The organism is Microvirga terrae (assembly GCF_013307435.2).
Lineage (GTDB): Bacteria > Pseudomonadota > Alphaproteobacteria > Rhizobiales > Beijerinckiaceae > Microvirga > Microvirga terrae.
In genome coordinates this window covers 3417918-3436402 of sequence record NZ_CP102845.1, presented here as the reverse complement: position 1 = coordinate 3436402, position 18485 = coordinate 3417918, and the positions used below count along the sequence as shown (strand labels likewise).

The window sequence follows — 18485 nt, the reverse complement described above, 5'->3', positions numbered from 1 at the left end:
GACCCGCTGGCGGTGTCCTCATCTTGCTCGATCAGGACGCGAAAATCATAAGACAAGCATCGGACCCAATCGTGGACCCACTTTTGGGATCGGATCCGATGCTCCCTCCCTTGCCTGGCGCGCATTTACGACGGCAGCACCGGATTGATCACGAGCGTCGAATCCACCTTCGCGTCCGATGATTTCGAGCTGTGCGCGAGCGGCACCGAGATGTCGTAGGCAACGCCGCCTTCCGCAAAATTGAGCACCATGTAGCCACCGAGCTCGCCCTCGATGCTGCGGCGGATCAGGCGCGAGCCGAAGCCCTGGCGCTTCGGCGGCGCGACCGGCGGCCCGCCGCTCTCCGTCCAGTGAATGCGCAGCTGGTCCGGGCGGTCGTCGTTCTCGACGATCGACCAGCTCATGTCGAGACGACCCGCATTGGTCGAGAGCGCCCCGTATTTGGCGGCATTCGTCACCAGCTCGTGCAGCACGAGGCCCAGATTGATGGCGTAGCGCGCCGGCAGGCGGACGTTCGGGCCGTTCAGGACGACCCGTTCGTCGCCCTGCTTGCGGTAGGGGGCGAGCTCCTGCTCGGCCACGTCGCGCAGCTCCGCCTCGCGCCAGGACTTGCGCGTCAGCAAGTTGTGCGTCTTCGACAGGGCCAGAAGCCTTCCCTCGAAGGCTTCCTTGAACTGTGCGGGCGTCTCCGTCGTGCGCAAGGTCTGCGACGCGATCGACTGCACGGTGGTCAGCGTATTCTTCACCCGGTGGTTCAACTCGTCGAGGAAGAACCGCTGCTGCTCCTCCGCGTGCTTCTGCTCGGTGATGTCCTGGAAGATTCCGACGAAGTAGAACGGCTTCTTCTGAATGTCGAAGAACACCCGGCCCTTGGAGTTGATCCAGCGGATGGAGCCGTCCGGGCGGCGGATGCGATACTCGTCCTGGTAGTCGCCCTGGCGCTGAACGGCCTCGCGCCATCTCTGGACGACCCGGTCCAGATCCTCGGGATGGAGGATGTCCAGCCAGTACTGGTGGTCCATGGTCTCGTTGGCATGCGGATAGCCGAGCATGGCGGTCGCCTGGGTCGACCAGCCGCCGACGCCCTTGTTGGGATCGTACCACCAGGTGCCCATATGGCCCGCCTCAAGGGCCAGGCGCGCGCGCTCCTCGCTGGCCTGCAGGGCGTGCTGCCGTTCGGCCACGTCGTCCATCAGGTCGTTGAACGCCCGCGCCAGGATGCCGAACTCTCCCGACTTGCCCGGCAGATCGATGCGAGACTGGTAGTCGCCCTGCCGCCAGGCCCGGATGCCGTCGGTCACGAGTTCGAATGGCCGGGTGATGAAGGCGCGGCTCAGCAGGGCCGACAGGGAGAGGGCCAGGATGAGCGCGGCCGCGATCAGCATGAAGCCGCGCTTCGCCGCCTGGTTGATCGACGCGAAGGCCGCCTTCGTCGACAGGCCCACATTGATGGAGACGTCGTGCGGGGGAGTGGTGAGCGGGAGATAGCCGACGATCCGGCGGATGCCGTCGAGGCTGGTGGTCTCCGCGGTCCCGGCCTCCTTCGCCTTGGCCTGGAGCAAGTATTCCTGGGGCAGAAGCTTCCCGAGCATGCGCTCCGGCTGGGGATCCTGCACGATGACGATGCCGCGCCGGTCGGCGACGGTGAGCGAGCCTCCCTCCGGGACCGTGCGCTCCTTCAGCTTCTGGCGCAGCCATCCGAGGTCGAGAGCGGCCGCGAGGACCCCGACCACGTCGCCGCGGTCGTTCCAGATCGGCAGGGCGAGCGGCAGGACGGGTTGGGCAGGAAGCGCGCCTTCTTCGAAGACCGGGGTGTACTCGCCCACCACCATGCCCTTTTCCGACAGGGCGTGGTGGAAATAGGGGCGGTCGGCGAAGTAATGCTGCGTATCGACCGTCCCGGTCGGGCGGCAGCGGATGTGCCCGCTGATGTCCATCGCCACGAAGGACAGCACATAGGGCACCTTTTCCTGAATGGCCTTCAGATAGGGGCTGCAGGTCGGCGTATCGAAGGCACGGATGGACGGAATTTCGTCGATGGCGAGCAGAAGGCTGTGGATGCCGTCGAAGATCCGCTCGAGCTCGGCGCCCACCAGCTGCGCCTGCCTGATGGCAAGATCGTTCACCTCCGCTTCTCGGGCGCGGCGCAGAGAGACTTCCGTGTAAGTCCAGATGACGATCGCCGGCAGAACCGAGATCACGGCAAGAAGAAGCAGACGCCTCGTCAGTGTCATGCAAACGCTCAGCTTAATGTCGGAAGGGGAGCACAAACTTCGACGACCGTCCACCCTTGTAAGAGTTCTTAGCAGACTTGCATCTGCGACCAAGAGGTGTCAGGTGACCGGAAATGGCGCTTCCTCCTCTTCTTCTCCTTCAGGACATTGCTCTCACCTTCGGCGGCACGCCGCTGATCGAGGGCGCCGAGCTGTCCGTCTCGCCGGGCGAGCGGGCCTGCCTCGTCGGCCGCAACGGCTCGGGCAAGTCCACCCTGCTTAAAATCGCCGCAGGCCTCGTCGAGGCGGACCGCGGCAAGCGGTTCGTGCAGCCGGGGGCCACGGTGCGCTATCTGGCTCAGGAGCCGGACCTCTCCGCCTTTCCGACGACCCTGGCCTACGTGGAAACCGGCCTGGGGCCGGGAGACGATCCCTACCGGGCCCGCTACCTGCTGGAGCAGCTCGGGCTGACCGGCGAGGAAACGCCCGCCGATCTTTCCGGCGGCGAGGCCCGCCGGGCGGCGCTGGCCCACGTGCTCGCGCCCGAACCCGACATCCTGCTCCTCGACGAGCCCACGAACCATCTCGACCTGCCGGTGATCGAATGGCTCGAAGGCGAATTGAAGAGCCTGCGCTCCGCCCTCGTGCTCATCAGCCACGACCGCCGCTTCCTGGAGAGCCTGTCCCAGGCGACGGTCTGGCTCGACCGGGGCCGCACCCGCCGCATGGACCGGGGCTTCGCCCATTTCGAGGAATGGCGCGACCAAGTCCTGGAGCAGGAGGAGGCCGAGCATCACAAGCTCGGACGCAAGCTCGTGGCAGAGGCGGACTGGCTGCGCTACGGGGTGACGGCGCGGCGCAAGCGCAACGTGCGGCGCCTCGGCAATCTCCATGCCATGCGCCAGCAGTACCGCGACCGCAGCCGGGCCGTCGGCACGGTCACCATGAGCCTCGCCGAGGCCGAGCAGTCCGGCACCCTGGTGGTCGAGGCGGAGGGCATCGCGAAATCCTACGGCGACCGTCCCATCGTGTCGAACCTGTCCCTGCGCGTGCTGCGCGGCGATCGCCTCGGCATCATCGGGCCGAACGGCGCCGGCAAGACGACGCTCATCAACCTGCTCACCGGCGCCCTGGAGCCCGACGAGGGCCGGGTGCGCCTGGGCTCCAACCTGCAGATGGTCACCCTCGACCAGCGCCGCGCGAGCCTCGATCCCGACGCCACCGTGGCCGAGACCCTGACCGGCGGGCGCGGCGACACGGTCACCATCGGGACGCAGACCAAGCACGTCGTCGGCTACATGAAGGACTTCCTGTTCTCGCCCGAGCAGGCCCGCACCCCCGTGGGCGTGCTCTCGGGCGGGGAGCGCAACCGCCTCATGCTGGCCCGCGCCTTGGCGCAGCCCTCCAATCTCCTGGTGCTCGACGAGCCGACCAACGATCTCGACCTGGAAACCCTCGATCTCCTGGAGGAGATGATCCAGGACTATTCCGGCACCGTCATCCTGGTCAGCCACGACCGCGACTTCCTCGACCGCACGGTCAGCTCCGTCCTGGTGTCGGAAGGCGCTGGCCGCTGGCTCGAATATGCGGGCGGCTACACCGACATGGTGGCGCAGCGCGGCCAGGGCGTTCAGGCCCGCGCGGTCGAGAAGCAGGCCAAGGCGAGGAGCGCGGAACGGCCGGCGGCCGCGGCGCAGTCCCAGGCCAAGCGCAGGCTCTCCTTCAACGAGCAGCACGACCTCAGGACCCTGCCGCAGCGCATGGGCGAGCTCGAAGCCAAGATCGTCCGGGTCAACGAGATCCTGGCCGATCCGGACCTCTATTCCCGCGATCCCGCCCGGTTCCAGAAGGCCATGGACGCGCTCACGCAGCTCCAGGCCGACCTGCACGCGGCCGAGGAGCGCTGGCTCGAGCTCGAGATGCTCCGCGAGGAGCTGGAAGGGTAGGGGCATGGCCCGTCCCTCTCACGTCATGGCCGGGCCTGTCCCGGCCATCGCGATATGGAGAGGCTCTGCGCCATTCGTGAGCGGGATCACCGGGACGAGCCCGGTGATGACGTGGAGGGTGGCATGAACCGGTGGTGAGGCGGGCGTGACGGTTTCCGCGAAGGCTACTTCACCTCGGTCTCGTAGATGTAGAGCGTGGACTTGTCGTCCTCCGGCATGAAGTAGCCGCGGATCCCGGAATCGCTCGCCTCCATCCAGACCGGGTTGTGGGTCATATCCATGCCGCCGGCGGTCCAGAGCAGCACCGGGGTCTGGGCGATCGGGCGACCGTCGGAGAGACTGACGAGATCGAGCCCGCCGAGCCGGAACAGCGGAGCGTCGGGCGTCACGCGCATCTCGGTCACGCCGGAGCACAGCATGCGGCTTTTTCCGGCATATTTGCAGTCCTGGTAATCGAGATAATGCGAGGTGTTGAGCGTCCTCAGCTTCTCGGGCGCCTCGCTCGCATTGGTTGGCTTGCCGCTCTCGTCGAGGGACCAGCGGTAGAAGCGGCGCGAGCCCCAGCTCACCCCGTGCAGGGTCTTGTCGTCGGTGTTGTGCACCACGCCGCCGACATGGTCGGAGAAGCGGAACATCTCCTCGGCCTTCATGGTCTCCGGATCGACCCGATACACGATGGAGCGGCTGTTCGGCCGGTACTCGGCCACGGGGACCCAGATGTACTTCCCGTCGTAGTCGATCCCGCCCGGATGGTAGATCGTGCCTTCGCCGAGGGTGAGGTCGGCGATGAGGTTGCCCTTCATGTCGAGCTTGAAAAGGTGCCCGACGCCCGCGCCCGTATCACGATCGTAGCCGTCCACGGGCTGCGGGAAGCGCTTGGTCGGCTCCTTGATCTCCACCGAGGATACGAACAGCGTGTCGCCGATCTTCACCATGCCCTGCGGGTGGTGGGTCAGGAAGTTGATCGGCACGGCGGAGACCGGCTTCCACTGGGTGCCGCGTGAGAGCTTCGTCACGCGCTCGGCCAGGACATTCCGGTCGGGCTCCGCAGCCATTAGGGCGGCCGGCATGGCGCCGAGGCAGAGCATCGTCAGCATCGTGGCCAGGCCACGTCTCGAAAAGCACTCCATCGCGTTCCTCCAAATGTGACGATCCCGCTTCTAGCGAGCGGGCGATGTCAGTTTAGTGAAGTCCAGAATTCTGTCAGCTTCTCCTGCGGCCGTGTGCCGGTGATCCCGATCCTTTGCGGTGCGGCGCTTCAAGCAGCCGAGATGGCCGGCACAAGGCCGGCCGTGCCGGGGTGGGCGTCATTCGAACAGCAATGGGGCTCAACGACGAAGGCGCCCGCTTACTCGCCCGCCTCAAGGGTGAATCCGGCCTTGATCACCACCTGATAATGGCGCACCTCGCCGTCCTCGATATGGCCGCGGGTCTGGATGACCTCGAACCAGCGCAGGTTCCTCAAGGTCTGGTTCGCCCGTCGCACCGCCGTCTGGATGGCATCCTCGATGCTGGTCTCGGACGAGCCGACGAGTTCGACGATCTTGTACACGTGGTCATCCATGGGGCGCTCCATGCTTTGCCGAGAGCATGAACCTAGAGCGTCGCGGCCAAAAGGGGACCCGGGGCCAGGACCGTTCACGGGGCCGCGCCTCCCGCCCGGGGTCGTTCCCCGAGGGCGGAAGGGCGTGCGGCCGGGACGGGCGACCGGGGAGGGTCAAAATTTCTCCGGCGCGGCAGGAACTTAGGAGGATGTTCCATAGTTGGCGTGCGGCTGGCTCGGCCGTACGGGACCGGGCCGAGGAAGGATTTCCCGCAATGAATCTCAAGGTACTCTTCGTTTCGAGCGCGCTGGCGCTCGGCCTCGCCGGATGCATGACCCCGACCGCCATGGCTCCTGCTCCCGCTCCGATCGCCGTGACCAGCGCGGCGGAGTTCATCCCGACGGCAGCGTCGTCGAGCCTGTTCGAGATCGAGTCGAGCCGCCTGGCCCTCCAGCGCTCGCGCAGCCCCGAGGTGCGCCGCTTCGCCCAGCAGATGATCCGCGACCACAACGCCGCGACGCGCCGCATGACGACGGTCGTGCGCCGCGCCGGCCTGCCGATGCCGCCGCCCGCCCTGAACGCCAAGCATCAGGCGATGCTGGCAACGGTCCAGGCGGCTCCGGACCTCGATGCCGCCTATGTGAGCGCCCAGGTCATGGCGCATCAGGAAGCCGTGGCCCTGTTCACGTCCTACTCGCAGAACGGCGACGTGCCGCAGCTCGCGCAGTTCGCCGGCACGACCCTGCCGACCCTGGAGAGGCATCTCGAGCACGCCCAGAGCCTGAGCGGCGGCGCAGCCCGCGCCATGTGAGTTGTCTGCAGGTCGCAAACGCAAAAGGCCGCCGGAGCCGTCCGGCGGCCTTTCGTTTCGAGCGGGTCGCCGTGCCGTCAGCCTTCGACCCGATGGGATCGCACTTCCTGCTCGATGGCGCCGAAGACCGAGTGGCCCTGCCGGTCCTTCATTTCGATGCGGATCGTGTCGCCGAACCGCATGAAGGGCGTCCTCGCCTCGCCCTGGAGGATGGTCTCCACGGTGCGCAGCTCCGCCAGGCAGGAATAGCCGAGACCGCCCTGGTCGATGGGCTTGCCGGGCCCGCCGGCCTCGTCCCTGTTGGACACGGTGCCGGACCCGATGATCGTGCCGGCGCCCAGCGGGCGGGTCCTGGCCGCGTGGGCAATCAGGGTCGGGAAGTCGAAGGTCATGTCCACGCCCGCATCGGGCTTGCCGAAGGGCCGGCCGTTGAGGCTCGAGAGCAGGGGCAGGTGCAGCCGGTCGCCGTCCCAGGCCTCGCCCAGCTCGTCCGGCGTGACGGCCACGGGCGACAGCGCCGAGGAGGGCTTGGCGTGGAAGAAGCCGAAGCCCTTCGCGAGCTCGGCGGGAATCAGGTTCCTGAGCGAGACGTCGTTGACCAGGACCACGAGGCGGATGGCTCGCCCGGCCTCCTCCCGGGTCGCGCCCATCGGCACGTCGCCGGTGATCACGGCGACCTCGGCCTCGAAGTCGATCCCGTGGGCCTCGTCCACCGCGAGAATCGGCTCGCGCGGACCGAGGAAGGAATCGGAGCCGCCCTGATACATGAGCGGATCGGTCCAGAAGGAGGCCGGCATCTCGGCGCCGCGCGCCCTCCTGACCAGCTCCACATGGTTCACGTAGGCCGAGCCGTCCGCCCATTGATAGGCCCGGGGCAGGGGTGACGCGCAATCGTGCTCGTGGAAGCGGAAGGCCGGCACCGAACCGTGCTCGAGCTGCTCCGCGAGATCCCGCAGCTGAGGCTCGACTTTTTCCCAATTGTCCAAGGCTTGCTGAAGCGTCGGAACAATGAAAAAAGCATCTGTCGCGCGGGTCAGGTCTTTCGACACGATGACGAGGCGGCCGTCACGGCCTTGGTTGAGGGAGGAGAGCTTCATTGCCACCGACCGGGTTGTTATGGTCCTTTCAACTTGCAACAGAATGCTTTCCGGGGAAACGCCAATGACGACGATGAAGAGAAGAAACTTCCTGAAAGGGGCAGGGCTGGCGGCCGCGGCCGGAACGGTGGCCGCGCCGGCCATCGCTCAGAGCATGCCCGAGATTCGGTGGCGTCTGACCTCGAGCTTCCCGAAATCCCTGGACACCATCTTCGGCACCGCTCAGACATTCGCCAAGTACATGGCGGAGGCGACCGACAACAAGTTCCAGATCCAGGTCTTCGCCCCGGGCGAGATCGTCGGCGGTCTGCAGGCCATGGACGCGGTGCAGAACGGCTCGGTCGAATGCGCCCACACCCCGCTCTATTACTATATCGGCAAGGAGCCGGCGCTCGGCATGGGCACGGGCCTGCCCTTCAGCCTCAACGCCCGCCAGCTCCATTCCTGGTGGCACTTCGCCGGCGGCCGGGAGATCATCAACGATGTGCTGGCCCGGTATAACTGCACGTCGCTGGTCTGCGGCAATTCCGGCGCCCAGATGGGCGGATTCTTCCGCAAGGAAATCAATACGGTCGACGATCTGAAGGGCCTCAAGTTCCGCATCGGCGGTCTCGGCGGGCAGGTTCTCGCCAAGCTCGGCGTCGTGCCGCAGCAGCTCGCTCCCGGCGACGTCTATCCGGCGCTGGAGCGCGGTACCCTCGACGCGGCCGAGTTCGTCGGCCCCTACGACGACGAGAAGCTCGGCTTCCTGAAGGTCGCGAAATACTACTACGCTCCTGGTTGGTGGGAGGGCGGCGCCATGCTGCACCTCGTGGTCAATCAGCAGAAGTGGAACGAACTGCCCAAGCAATACCAGGCCATCATGAGCCAGGCGACGGAAGCGGCCAACAACTGGATGCTGGCCAAATACGATGCCGTGAACGGCCAAGCCCTGCGCCGCATGGTCGGCGCCGGGGCGGAACTGCGCACTTTCTCCCCAGCCATCCTGGAAGCCTCGCTCAAGGCCGCGAACGAGCTCTATGCCGAGCTCTCGGCCAAGAACGCCGACTTCAAGAAGGCCTACGATTCCATGGTGGCCTATCGCAGCGACGTGCTGCCCTGGTTCCAGCTCAACGAATACGCCTTCGACACCTTCATGATCCGCACCCGCGGACGGGCATAAAACATACTATTGCGAAGGGGTTAGGTTCGTTCGCTCTGGCGGCGCCGCGACTCCCTGGACGTTGCCATGACGGCGCGGTCGGTTCACCGACCGCGCCGTTCTTTTTCGATCTCATGCCGTAAGGGTAGAGAATCCGGTTGCCCGTGCAACGAATTCTGCTATTAGTTGCCTATGCAACGATTGGCGTGACGATGGCAACCGGATCCGCAGCGAAGAAGCGCCCGCCCGACCCGCTGGTGCTCCTGGAGGAGTTTCTCCCGTACCGGCTCAATGTTCTGGCCGGGCTGACATCGAGCGCGCTCGCGCAGATCTATGCCGAACGGTACGGGCTTTCGATCCCGGCCTGGCGGATCATCGTGACCCTCGGGCAGTACGAGCTCCGCACGGCGCGGGACATGGCGCCCGACGGGGTCATGCACAAGTCGACCGTCTCGCGCGCCGTCTCGGCGCTGGAGAAGCGGGGCCTCGTCGTCCGGCGTCCCAATCTCGACGACCGCCGGGAGGAGTGGCTGGCGCTGACGCCTCGGGGACGGGAGATCTACGAGGCCGTTGCTCCGGAGGCTCTGGCCGTCGAGGAGCGCCTCCTGTCCGTCCTCACGTCCGACGAGCGGAGGATGCTTTCATCCTTGATCGAGAAGCTGACGCAACAGGCTCGGCGCCTCGCGCCGGGAGACCTCGAGGAGGGTGACGCGTGAAGCTCTATACTTATTTCCGCTCCTCGGCGGCCTACCGGGTCAGGATCGCCCTCAACCTGAAGGGCGTGACCTACGAGTCCGTCTCGGTCAACCTGCTGAAGGGGGAGCAGCGCGAGGAGACTTACAAGGCGGTCAATCCGCAGGGGCGCGTGCCGTCCCTCGAGATCGGCGCCACCACGCTGATCCAGTCTCCGGCAATCCTCGAGTACCTCGACGAGGTCTACCCCGAGCCGCCCCTGCTGCCGGTTGGTGCGGTGACCCGGGCCAAGGTGAGGGCGATCGCCAGCCTGATCGCGTGCGATATCCACCCGCTCAACAATTCCGGGACCCTGGCCTACCTCAAGAACCGCCTCGGACACGATCAGGCAGCCGCCGACGACTGGTATGCCCATTGGGTCCGCGAGGGCTTCGACGCCATCGAGGCGCTGCTCGGCCCCGGGCCTTATGCGTTCGGGTCCAAGATCTCCCTGGCGGATGTCTATCTCGTGCCGCAGGTCTTCAATGCACGACGGTTCAACGTCCCCCTCGATGCGTATCCGAAGATCGCGGCCGTGGATGCGGCCTGCTCCGCGCACAAGGCCTTTCAGGACGCGGCTCCGGCCAATCAGCCCGACGCGATCTGACCAAGAATCGCATCCGCTTCAGGGCGAATGCGTTGTTTTCACAAGCCGAGACCTGTCGGTCGACAGCAGCACACCAGGAGGAAAATCATGGGACCTTTCCCGCACGATGCGCCCCCCGCGGCCATTTCCGACGACAATCCCATGGGCACGGACGGCTTCGAATTCGTCGAGTTCTGCCATCCCGACCCGCAGGCCTTGGATCGCCTTTTCAAGACGATGGGCTTTAGCGCGGTCGCCAGGCACCGGTCCAAGAACGTGACCCTCTATCGCCAGGGCGACATCAACTTCATCGTCAACGCCCAGCCGGGCTCCTTCGCCGAGCGTTTCGCCGCGCAGCATGGTCCTTCGGCTCCCGCCATGGCCTTCCGGGTGGCCGATGCGAAATATGCCTTCGACCGCGCCCTTTCCATGGGCGCCAAGCCGATCGAGACTCAGGTCGGACCCAACGAGCTCCAGATTCCGGGCATCGAAGGCATCGGTGGACTTCAGATCTACTTCGTCGACCGCTACGGCGCCAAAGGCTCCATCTACGATGTCGATTTCGAGTGGCTCGGCGAGCCCGATCCGAAGCCAAAGGGCGTCGGACTCTATTACATCGATCACCTGACCCACAACGTGTATCGCGGACGTCTGAACGAATGGGCGGGATTCTACGAGCGCCTCTTCAACTTCCGGCAGATCCGCTACTTCGACATCGAGGGAAAGCTGACCGGACTGCACTCCCGCGCCATGACGAGCCCGGACGGCAAGATCCGGATCCCGATCAACGAGGATGCCGGGGAGACCGGCCAGATCGAGGAATATCTGCAGGAATACAAGGGCGAGGGCATCCAGCACGTGGCGTTGGGCTCGCACGACCTCTACGAGTCCATCGAAGCGCTCATCGAGGGCGGCCTCGAGTTCATGCCAGCCCCGAACGACATCTACTACGGCCGCGTCGACAAGCGCTTGCCGAGCCACGAGGAGTCTCTCGAGCGGCTCCGGAAGAACGGAATCCTGATCGACGGCGAGGGCGTGGTCGAAGGCGGTTTCACGAAGGTGCTGCTCCAGCGCTTCGGAAAGACCGCCATCGGGCCGATCTTCTTCGAATACATCCAGCGCAAGGGGGATGACGGCTTCGGCGAGGGCAACTTCAAGGCGCTCTTCGAATCGATCGAGGAAGACCAGATTCGCCGCGGGGTGATCGGTCCGAAGGTGGCCTAGGTCCAGTCCGCTCCGCGATTCGACGAGAGGCCGGGTTCGCCCGGCCTTTTTCTTTCGCCTCAGAGGCCCGCCTAGCGAAGTTGTGACGGTCGTTATTCACAGGCGTGGTCTATGGTTGGGGCTGATGGAGGCATCGATCCGCGTCATCAGCCCCCCGGCAAGCAGCCACCAAAGCCTTTTTGCTTAAGGATTTCTGAACTCGGGGCTCGAAGTCTTAACCAATGGTTAAGAAGCCAGCTTTGAACGTTGCGTTTGTGCAACATGCCCCTGAAAAGCCCCGTCTCCTGCCCGTTTTGCGCCTTCATTCGGTTGCCTGCGGTCCAGTCATGGATAATGTGGCTCCAGCGACGGGGGCACCCCAGTCGTGATCCTGGTGTCTCCGACCGAAAAGGCGGGCCACCGGGTACTAGGGGAAAAGGGACGTGTTTAGGGCTTCGTCGAAGCACTCGAAGCACAAAAACCCGGCCCCCCAGGGTCTCGAAACTTTGGAGGTTTAACCATGAAGCTCGCTAAGAGCCTCTTCCTCGGATCGGTCGCGGGTCTCGCGGCTGTCGCCGGGGCTCAAGCCGCCGACCTTCCCGCGAAGAAGGCCGCTGCTGTCGAATACGTTCGTGTCTGCTCCACCTACGGCGCAGGCTTCTTCTACATCCCCGGCACCGAAACCTGCCTCCGCGTCGGCGGCCGTGTTCGCGCCGAGTACCAGTACCTCGAGGCGAACGATCGCGAAGACGATTCGATCGGCTTCCGTGCTCGTGGCCGCATCCAGCTCGATGCCCGCACCGCCACCGCCTACGGTCTGCTCCGCACCTTCGTGCGCTTCGACGTCACGCACAACACCGGCGTGTACGGCGGTGACACTGCGATCGTCGACCAGGCCTTCGTGCAGTTCGGCGGCCTGACCGCCGGTCGTACCGTGTCGTTCTTCGACAACAGCGACCTGCCCACCGGCCACTTCGGCACCCTGCGCTTCTCGGACGCTCCGACCGTGAACGCCCTGGCCTACACCTTCTCGTTCGGCAACGGCTTCTCGGCCACGCTGGCTCTTGAAGAAGGCCGCTTCGCTCCGGCTGCTGACGGCGTCATCATCAACGGCCCTCTCGTGGCTGGTGTTGACATCTCGGCCGGCCAGCGCGCTCCCGACCTCGTCGCCAACCTGAAGTACGCTGGCACCTGGGGTTCGTTCCAGGTCTCCGGTGCGGCTCACCAGATCCGCAGCAACGTCCTGACGGCCGCCTACGGCCCGATCCTCGAGGGCACGATCCCGGACACCGAGTACGGCTATGCCGTGACGGCTCAGGGCTCGATCAACCTGCCGATGCTGGCTGCTGGCGACGCCCTCTGGCTCGCTGCCACCTATGCTAACGGCGCTCTCGCCTACCTCGGCGCTGGCAGCAACATCACGGTCAGCAACGTGACGGGCCGCGTGGTTGATGCCTACATCGGCCTCGATGGCGACATCGAGACGGGTGAAGGCTGGTCGATCGCCGGTGGTCTGCGTCACTACTGGACCCCGACCATCCGTCAGAACGTCTTCGGTTCGTATGCTCGCATCGAGTACGGCAACCAGGTTCAGGCTCTGACCGGCTTCGACTTCGACTTCAACGAGTGGCGCCTCGGCACCAACGTGATCTGGTCGCCGGTGGCTGGCCTCGACATCGGTGTTGAGGTTCTCTACGCCAACGTCGATACCAACAACCCGCAGTTCGTCGATGGTCGCCTGCGCGACAGCGGCGACTCCTGGGAAGGCCGCCTGCGCGTTCAGCGCGACTTCTAATCGGCTCGGCCTGATTGGATAGGAGAACCCCGGTGGCGACACCGGGGTTTTTCTTTTGCCGCGCCGCGAGACGAGATCCCGCGCAAAGCTTCAGGCGATGACGGCGAGGAGCTCCTTGGCGAACTCTCCGATCAGGAAAACCCAGCCGGATGACGCGGCTGAACCGGGAGCCGACCAGATCGATCAGGGGAGACGATGCCGGCCCTCAGTCCCTGATCGCCGTCCCGGCGATGAAATCCCTGACGATCTGCAGGAGGTCGCCATCGAGCGAAGGTGCATGGCCCTGGTCGGGCACGGTGACGGCGATGAGGCGAGGATGCTGCTCCTGCATCGCCTGCAGGGTCGCGGCCGTCAGCAGATCGGAGTTGGCGCCCCGGATCGCCAGAATGGAGAATGGCTTCAGGGCTTCGAACAGGGGCCACAGATCCGCCAGGGGCGCGTCGAGATCGAGGCCTTCGAGCGTCTTCATGAGATTGGGGTCATAGGCGAGACGGAGGCCGTCCTCGCTCTCACGCCAGGTTCCCTGCGCCAGCTTTCTCCATTGCTCCTCCGTGTAGCGGGGAAACTGGCTCGCAGACCTCTGCCGTAGCATGTCGGCAGCCTCCTGCATGGTTCGCGGGGTAGGGAGCCGACCGACATAGCTGCGGATCCGCTTCAACCCGTCGGGTTCAAGAACCGGACCGATGTCGTTCAGGACCACTCCGGCGATCAGTTCCGGTCGGACGGCGCTCAGGGCCATGGTGATCAGGCCGCCACGGGAGGTCCCGACGACGAATGCCTTGTCGATTCCGGCGGCAGCCAGAACCTGCAGGGTGTCGCTGAGTTCGATCTTGATGTCGTAGTTGCGCCAGTCGTCGTCCCAATCGGAGCGCCCGCGGCCCCGGTAATCCAGGGACAGGACGCGGCGCGGACGGGAGCCGTCGATGCTGAGGGCGCAGGCGAGGTCGTGGAAATCCTCGGACGTTCTGGCGAGTCCGGGCAGGCAGACGACCGGGACTTCATCGCCTGCCTGCGGACCATAGTCACGGGCGTAAAGCCGCTTTCCGTCGGCGGCCGTTACGAAAAGGTCGCGATAGGAGCAGTTCATGGTGGTCCGATCATGCCCCGCAGCGCGGAACGGCATCCTGGCTCTTCAATTGGTGCTTGTCGCATCCGCCGTTGCCGGGATCGCCGGGATCGGCTTGTCGTTCAGCCGTTGCCGGTAGACGCGCAGGTTCTCCAGCACCCGTTGCACGTAGTTGCGGGTCTCGTAGAACGGAATGCGCTCGACCCAGTCGACCTCGTCCACGTCCGGCTTGCGCGGGTCACCGTAGGTCCTGACCCATTTGATCACGTTGCCGCCGCCCGCATTGTAGGAAGCGAACGCAAGGATGTAGGAGCCCTTCCAGTCCTCCATCAACTCGCCGAGATGGGCCGATCCGATCTTGGCATTGTAGGACGGGTCCTCGATCAACCGCTTCAGATCGAATCCGACGCCGAACCGCTGGGCCGTGCGCTTCGCGGTCGCGGGCATGAGCTGCATCAGGCCACGCGCACCGGCGCTCGAAACAGCGCGCGGGTTGAAGGCGCTCTCCTGACGGGCGATGGCGTACACCATGGCCGGCTCGACTTCGTCGCCGACAGGCTGAAAATCGGGAATGGCGGCGAGCGGATAGGCATGCTGATCGAGGGGAAAACCCCGTTGCAGGGCCGTCTTGCCAATGGCGAGCACCGCGCGCGGATTCTGCTGGGCGGTGGCGAGACCCGCCAGGGCATCGAGCTGCCCCGGATCGGTCAGAGTCTGGGCCAAGTCGGTGTAGAGGCTCAGGGCAAGATCCTGCTCGCCGATCTGCTGCAGCAGCTTTACCGCCTGGACCGGGACGAGCGCGTCGAACGCCGCACGTTCCTCCTCGGACAGAGGATCGACTTTGCGCAGCGTGATGGCCTGCCCGAGCTTCATCTGGGCGAGTTGCCCGTAATAGGTCGTCGGCTGGTCGGCCGCCCGCTCGTAGTAGATCTTGGCGTCCTGCCCCTGGCCGGCAGCCTCCGCTGCGCGCCCCTGCCAATAGGCGATGCGCGAGATGGAAATCGGTGTCGAGGCGGTTTTGGCCACGGCGGCGAAGTGCCTGGAAGCCGTTGCCGGGTCGTTCAGGAAACGCAGCGCAATCCATCCCGCATGGAATTCGGCCTCGATCTGCTGCGCGGGCGATTCAGCGGCATGATGGCTCGCCACCTCATAGGCGGTCTTCGGGTCGCCCTTGTCGAGCAGGGCGCGGGTGATCAGGCGCTGCTCGGCCCACCATTCATCGCCGTCGACACGCAGCTCCGGATCTTGCGGCGCCTGCATGATGATCGCAGCGGCCTCGGTCAGATTGTTGCTTCGACGCTGGAGCAGGGCCTTGGAGAACAGGTAGGAGGGATCGCCGCGCAGGGAGGACGGGACGGCCGCGAAGGCTTTCTCCGCCTTCTTCTTGCCCTGGAACACCGCCATGCGGGCCTTGACGAGCAACTCGTAGTCCTTGCCTGCGAGCGCTGCCGCGCGCTGGGCGCCGCCCCAGTTCTCCTTGAGAAGGAGCCGCTCCATGCGGAAGCGATGATCGGCTTTCACGAGGACGTCGGGGAACCGGTCGAGGATGCGCCGCTCCGTGTCCGACCCGAAGGTATCCTCCCGCCAGGCGTGGCGAATCTTCTCGTTCGCCTCCTGGACGAGGCCGTCCGCCTGGAATGCGAAGGCGAGCGCGACCCGGCCGGCCGGCGTGCCCGGCGGCTGCTTGGCGAAGAAGGCCCGAACCTGGAACGGGGGCCTGCGCTCGGCCAGCAGGGCATCCTCGCTTCTTCTCCGGAGCTGGCTGGTGATCGGCCACTGCGGATGGTCCTTTTGGAAGGTGAGCATGCGGTCGAGACCCATGCTGAAACCGCTTCGGATCGCGAACCATTCAACCACGGCCTGGGAGGCCGGCTGGGACAACTTGGTCTTAAGGATCTGAGCCTCGGTCAGATCGTTGTTCCGGTAAGCCTTGAAGATCTCCGGCAGGTGATCCAGGTCACCCGGCACCGGCGCGCTCGGCACGAAGTTTTCCAGAGTGGCGGGCTGTGCCGGAACCGGCGTGCCGGGAATGGGTTCGGCGTGAACGGAGAGGACGACGAATGGGACAAGCGCGACGGATGTCACCAGACCGAGGAGAGGACGCATGTTGAGGCTCACCCGCTAACCCCTTGCTGCCGCCTTTTATCATATTGTGACGACGTTTCTCTTGAGGAAACACTAAGAGCCGAGCTAGGACAACTCCCTGAACGAACGTTTGCGCGCATGCGCCGCACCCCCTATGTGTAAAACCCAACTTTCCATGTGTACCTTGGCCCAAGAGAAGGCCCGGCGCGATCATCGAGGATGACCCCATGACCCACTTCAAAGGCTCCATCACGGCTCTGGTGACACCCTTCAAGGACGGGGCCGTGGATGAGGGGGCATTCCGGTCCTTCATCAACTGGCAGATCCAGGAAGGCACGAGCGGCCTCGTGCCTGTGGGCACGACGGGCGAGAGCCCCACGCTCAGCCACAAGGAGCACGAGCGGGTGGTCGAAATCTGCGTCGAGGAGGCGAAGAGCAGGGTGCCTGTGATCGCCGGGGCCGGCTCCAACAGCACCGCGGAGGCCGTGGCCTTCGCCAAGCATGCGGAGAAGGTCGGCGCCGACGCCGTCCTGGTCGTGACGCCCTATTACAACAAGCCCACGCAGGAGGGCCTCTACCAGCACTTCAAAGCCGTCAACGACGCCATCGGCATCCCGATCATCATCTACAACATCCCGGGACGGTCGATCATCGACATGGCGGTCGACACGATGGCGAGGCTCTACGAGCTCAAGAACATCGCCGGCGTGAAGGACGCGACCGCCAACATGGCGCGGGCGAGCCTGCAGCGGCAGGTCCTGGGGCCGGACTTCATCCAGCTCTCCGGCGAGGATGCGACCGCACTCGGCTTCATGGCTCATGGTGGCCACGGCTGCATCTCGGTTACGTCCAACGCGGCGCCCCGGCTCTGCGCCGAGATGCAGAGCGCCTGCCTGAAGGGCGACTACGCGTCGGCCCTGAAGGTCCAGGACCGGCTCATGCCCCTACATACCAGCCTGTTCGTCGAGACGAACCCGACGCCCGTGAAATATGCCGCGTCCCTGCTCGGACTCATGGAGGATACAGTGCGGCTGCCGCTGGTGCCCGCGTCCGAGGGGGCGAAGCAGGCCGTTCGCTCGGCCATGGTCCATGCGGGCCTGATCAACGCTTAAAGCGAGCTCATGTCCAAAGATCCAAAGACTGCCAACCGCGTCGTCGCCGACAACAGGAAGGCGCGGTTCAATTACGAGATCCTCGATACCTACGAGGCCGGAATCGCGCTGACCGGCACGGAGGTGAAATCCCTGCGTCAGGGCAAGGCTACCATCGGGGAGGCCTATGCCGGACCGTCGGGCGAAGAGTTCTTCCTCTTCAACGCCTACATCCCGGAATACCTCCAGGCGAACCGCTTCAATCACGAGACCAAGCGTCCCCGCCGGCTGCTCCTGCACAAGCGCCAGATCGACAAGCTGATCGGCGCCACCCAGCGCGAGGGGTTCACGGTGATCCCGCTCAAGATCTATTTCAACGATCGCGGACGGGCGAAGGTGGAGCTCGGCCTCGGGCGGGGCAAGAAGCTGCACGACAAGCGCGAGACGGAGAAGGAACGGTCCTGGAACCGCGAGAAGGCCCGTCTCATGCGCGAGAAGGGCTGACGGATCTTCCTTGCGCGTAGCGCATCGTGCGGTGACGTGGACCCGGTCGTTCGCGATCAACGATGCGCCGCTCAAGGATTGAGCATCGGACCCGATGCTCTAACTGTCCCATCGAGTGCCTGGGAGGAAAGACATGGCGTCCGTAGCTCTGGTGTCGGTTCTCGGCCCCGATCGGGTTGGCCTCGTTGCGGCCATCGCCGAGCATCTGTTCGATGTTGGCGTAAACCTGAGAGACACGACCTTCGCGGCGCTGGGTTCAGGGGCCGAATTCGTCGCGATCTGCGAGCTTCCGGGGGCGCTGACCGCGGGCGAAATCGAGGCCGGCCTGAAGCGGCTTGCCGAACTCGAGGGAGCGGAGATCCGGGCGGTCCCCTATGCATTCGACCCAAGTCCCGGTCCCGCCGGCAACATCACCCACCGCATCGCCATCAGTGGCGGCGACCAGCTCGGCCTCGTGGCGCGCCTGTCGGAGGTCTTCACGCAATACGAGGCCAATATCGTGCGCCTCGAAGCGCGCAAGCTGCCGGAGAGCGAGGGCGGCCTCTACGTCACCCGCTTCGCCGTCTCGATCCCGGCGGAACGGACCGATCCGTGCCTGGCGACGGTCGGCAATACGGCCGGAGCGCTCGGCTTGAGCTGCAGGGTCGAAGAGAGTTCACTCTGAAACGGCA

16 protein-coding genes are annotated in these 18485 nt (G+C 65.2%); 10 read left to right on the top strand and 6 right to left on the bottom strand.

What is annotated here, in order from left to right; translation table 11 throughout:
• Positions 1-125 precede the first annotated feature (125 nt).
• Positions 126-2234, bottom strand: a complete 2109-nt coding sequence (locus HPT29_RS16160; RefSeq protein WP_173946405.1) for a sensor histidine kinase — start codon at positions 2232-2234, stop codon at positions 126-128.
• 113 nt (positions 2235-2347) lie between these two features.
• On the opposite strand from HPT29_RS16160, the gene HPT29_RS16155 reads away from it, so the two are divergent.
• The gene (locus tag HPT29_RS16155; protein WP_173946406.1) at positions 2348-4159 is read left to right on the top strand and encodes an ABC-F family ATP-binding cassette domain-containing protein; all 1812 of its coding nucleotides are present in this window, start codon (positions 2348-2350) and stop codon (positions 4157-4159) included.
• 164 nt (positions 4160-4323) lie between these two features.
• Here the strand turns inward: HPT29_RS16155 and HPT29_RS16150 are convergent, their stop codons facing one another.
• On the bottom strand, positions 4324-5289 hold the full coding sequence (locus HPT29_RS16150; RefSeq protein WP_173946407.1) for a DUF6454 family protein: 966 nt from the start codon (positions 5287-5289) through the stop codon (positions 4324-4326).
• A 218-nt stretch (positions 5290-5507) separates the two neighbouring features.
• Entirely contained in the window at positions 5508-5723 is a 216-nt protein-coding gene (locus tag HPT29_RS16145) for a dodecin (RefSeq protein ID WP_173946408.1), read from the bottom strand.
• A 254-nt stretch (positions 5724-5977) separates the two neighbouring features.
• On the opposite strand from HPT29_RS16145, the gene HPT29_RS16140 reads away from it, so the two are divergent.
• Positions 5978-6514: a DUF4142 domain-containing protein gene (locus HPT29_RS16140; protein ID WP_173946409.1), complete on the top strand. Its 537-nt coding sequence runs from the start codon at positions 5978-5980 to the stop codon at positions 6512-6514.
• A 77-nt stretch (positions 6515-6591) separates the two neighbouring features.
• On the opposite strand, the gene HPT29_RS16135 is transcribed toward HPT29_RS16140, so the two are convergent.
• Positions 6592-7611: a fumarylacetoacetate hydrolase family protein gene (locus HPT29_RS16135; RefSeq protein ID WP_173946410.1), complete on the bottom strand. Its 1020-nt coding sequence runs from the start codon at positions 7609-7611 to the stop codon at positions 6592-6594.
• 73 nt (positions 7612-7684) lie between these two features.
• On the opposite strand from HPT29_RS16135, the gene HPT29_RS16130 reads away from it, so the two are divergent.
• The 5 genes from HPT29_RS16130 (at position 7685) to HPT29_RS16110 (ending at position 13068) form a co-directional block, all read left to right on the top strand.
• The gene (locus tag HPT29_RS16130) at positions 7685-8773 is read left to right on the top strand and encodes a TRAP transporter substrate-binding protein (RefSeq protein WP_173946438.1); all 1089 of its coding nucleotides are present in this window, start codon (positions 7685-7687) and stop codon (positions 8771-8773) included.
• A gap of 191 nt (positions 8774-8964) precedes the next feature.
• Positions 8965-9468 (top strand): MarR family winged helix-turn-helix transcriptional regulator, encoded by a 504-nt coding sequence (locus HPT29_RS16125; protein ID WP_173946411.1) that lies wholly within the window; start codon positions 8965-8967, stop codon positions 9466-9468.
• Positions 9465-10091, top strand: coding sequence for a maleylacetoacetate isomerase (gene maiA, locus HPT29_RS16120; RefSeq protein ID WP_173946412.1), 627 nt, complete (start codon positions 9465-9467; stop codon positions 10089-10091). Before HPT29_RS16125 ends, maiA begins: the two co-directional genes overlap by 4 nt.
• A gap of 87 nt (positions 10092-10178) precedes the next feature.
• Positions 10179-11294 carry a 4-hydroxyphenylpyruvate dioxygenase gene (gene hppD / locus HPT29_RS16115; RefSeq protein WP_173946413.1) on the top strand — a complete coding sequence of 372 codons (1116 nt, stop codon included), beginning with the start codon at positions 10179-10181 and terminating at the stop codon, positions 11292-11294.
• A 499-nt stretch (positions 11295-11793) separates the two neighbouring features.
• Positions 11794-13068: a porin gene (locus tag HPT29_RS16110; protein WP_173946414.1), complete on the top strand. Its 1275-nt coding sequence runs from the start codon at positions 11794-11796 to the stop codon at positions 13066-13068.
• Positions 13069-13273: 205 nt separating this feature from the next.
• Here the strand turns inward: HPT29_RS16110 and HPT29_RS16105 are convergent, their stop codons facing one another.
• Together HPT29_RS16105 and HPT29_RS16100 are read right to left on the bottom strand one after the other, a co-directional pair.
• A complete protein-coding gene (locus tag HPT29_RS16105; protein WP_247654320.1) occupies positions 13274-14191 on the bottom strand; it encodes an alpha/beta fold hydrolase in 918 nt (305 codons plus the stop codon).
• A gap of 9 nt (positions 14192-14200) precedes the next feature.
• Positions 14201-16240 (bottom strand): lytic transglycosylase domain-containing protein, encoded by a 2040-nt coding sequence (locus HPT29_RS16100; RefSeq protein ID WP_173946415.1) that lies wholly within the window; start codon positions 16238-16240, stop codon positions 14201-14203.
• 206 nt (positions 16241-16446) lie between these two features.
• Here HPT29_RS16100 and dapA point away from each other — a divergent pair, with 206 nt between their 5' ends.
• From dapA to HPT29_RS16085, 3 genes are all read left to right on the top strand, one after another.
• On the top strand, positions 16447-17331 hold the full coding sequence (gene dapA / locus HPT29_RS16095; protein ID WP_173946416.1) for a 4-hydroxy-tetrahydrodipicolinate synthase: 885 nt from the start codon (positions 16447-16449) through the stop codon (positions 17329-17331).
• 9 nt (positions 17332-17340) lie between these two features.
• Entirely contained in the window at positions 17341-17814 is a 474-nt protein-coding gene (gene smpB, locus HPT29_RS16090; RefSeq protein WP_173946417.1) for an SsrA-binding protein SmpB, read from the top strand.
• 133 nt (positions 17815-17947) lie between these two features.
• Positions 17948-18478 carry a glycine cleavage system transcriptional repressor gene (locus HPT29_RS16085; protein WP_173946418.1) on the top strand — a complete coding sequence of 177 codons (531 nt, stop codon included), beginning with the start codon at positions 17948-17950 and terminating at the stop codon, positions 18476-18478.
• The last annotated feature ends 7 nt before the right edge of the window (positions 18479-18485 follow it).

Coding starts and splice junctions, on each gene's coding strand:
- HPT29_RS16085 (WP_173946418.1), top strand. CDS start 17,948: ATGGCGTCCGTAGCTCTGGTGTCGGTTCTCGGCCCCGATCGGGTTGGC.
- HPT29_RS16125 (WP_173946411.1), top strand. CDS start 8,965: ATGGCAACCGGATCCGCAGCGAAGAAGCGCCCGCCCGACCCGCTGGTG.
- HPT29_RS16150 (WP_173946407.1), bottom strand. CDS start 5,289: ATGGAGTGCTTTTCGAGACGTGGCCTGGCCACGATGCTGACGATGCTC.
- HPT29_RS16155 (WP_173946406.1), top strand. CDS start 2,348: ATGGCGCTTCCTCCTCTTCTTCTCCTTCAGGACATTGCTCTCACCTTC.
- HPT29_RS16110 (WP_173946414.1), top strand. CDS start 11,794: ATGAAGCTCGCTAAGAGCCTCTTCCTCGGATCGGTCGCGGGTCTCGCG.
- hppD (WP_173946413.1), top strand. CDS start 10,179: ATGGGACCTTTCCCGCACGATGCGCCCCCCGCGGCCATTTCCGACGAC.
- HPT29_RS16160 (WP_173946405.1), bottom strand. CDS start 2,234: ATGACACTGACGAGGCGTCTGCTTCTTCTTGCCGTGATCTCGGTTCTG.
- HPT29_RS16100 (WP_173946415.1), bottom strand. CDS start 16,240: ATGCGTCCTCTCCTCGGTCTGGTGACATCCGTCGCGCTTGTCCCATTC.
- HPT29_RS16130 (WP_173946438.1), top strand. CDS start 7,685: ATGAAGAGAAGAAACTTCCTGAAAGGGGCAGGGCTGGCGGCCGCGGCC.
- smpB (WP_173946417.1), top strand. CDS start 17,341: ATGTCCAAAGATCCAAAGACTGCCAACCGCGTCGTCGCCGACAACAGG.
- HPT29_RS16140 (WP_173946409.1), top strand. CDS start 5,978: ATGAATCTCAAGGTACTCTTCGTTTCGAGCGCGCTGGCGCTCGGCCTC.
- HPT29_RS16145 (WP_173946408.1), bottom strand. CDS start 5,723: ATGGATGACCACGTGTACAAGATCGTCGAACTCGTCGGCTCGTCCGAG.
- HPT29_RS16135 (WP_173946410.1), bottom strand. CDS start 7,611: ATGAAGCTCTCCTCCCTCAACCAAGGCCGTGACGGCCGCCTCGTCATC.
- dapA (WP_173946416.1), top strand. CDS start 16,447: ATGACCCACTTCAAAGGCTCCATCACGGCTCTGGTGACACCCTTCAAG.
- HPT29_RS16105 (WP_247654320.1), bottom strand. CDS start 14,191: ATGCCGTTCCGCGCTGCGGGGCATGATCGGACCACCATGAACTGCTCC.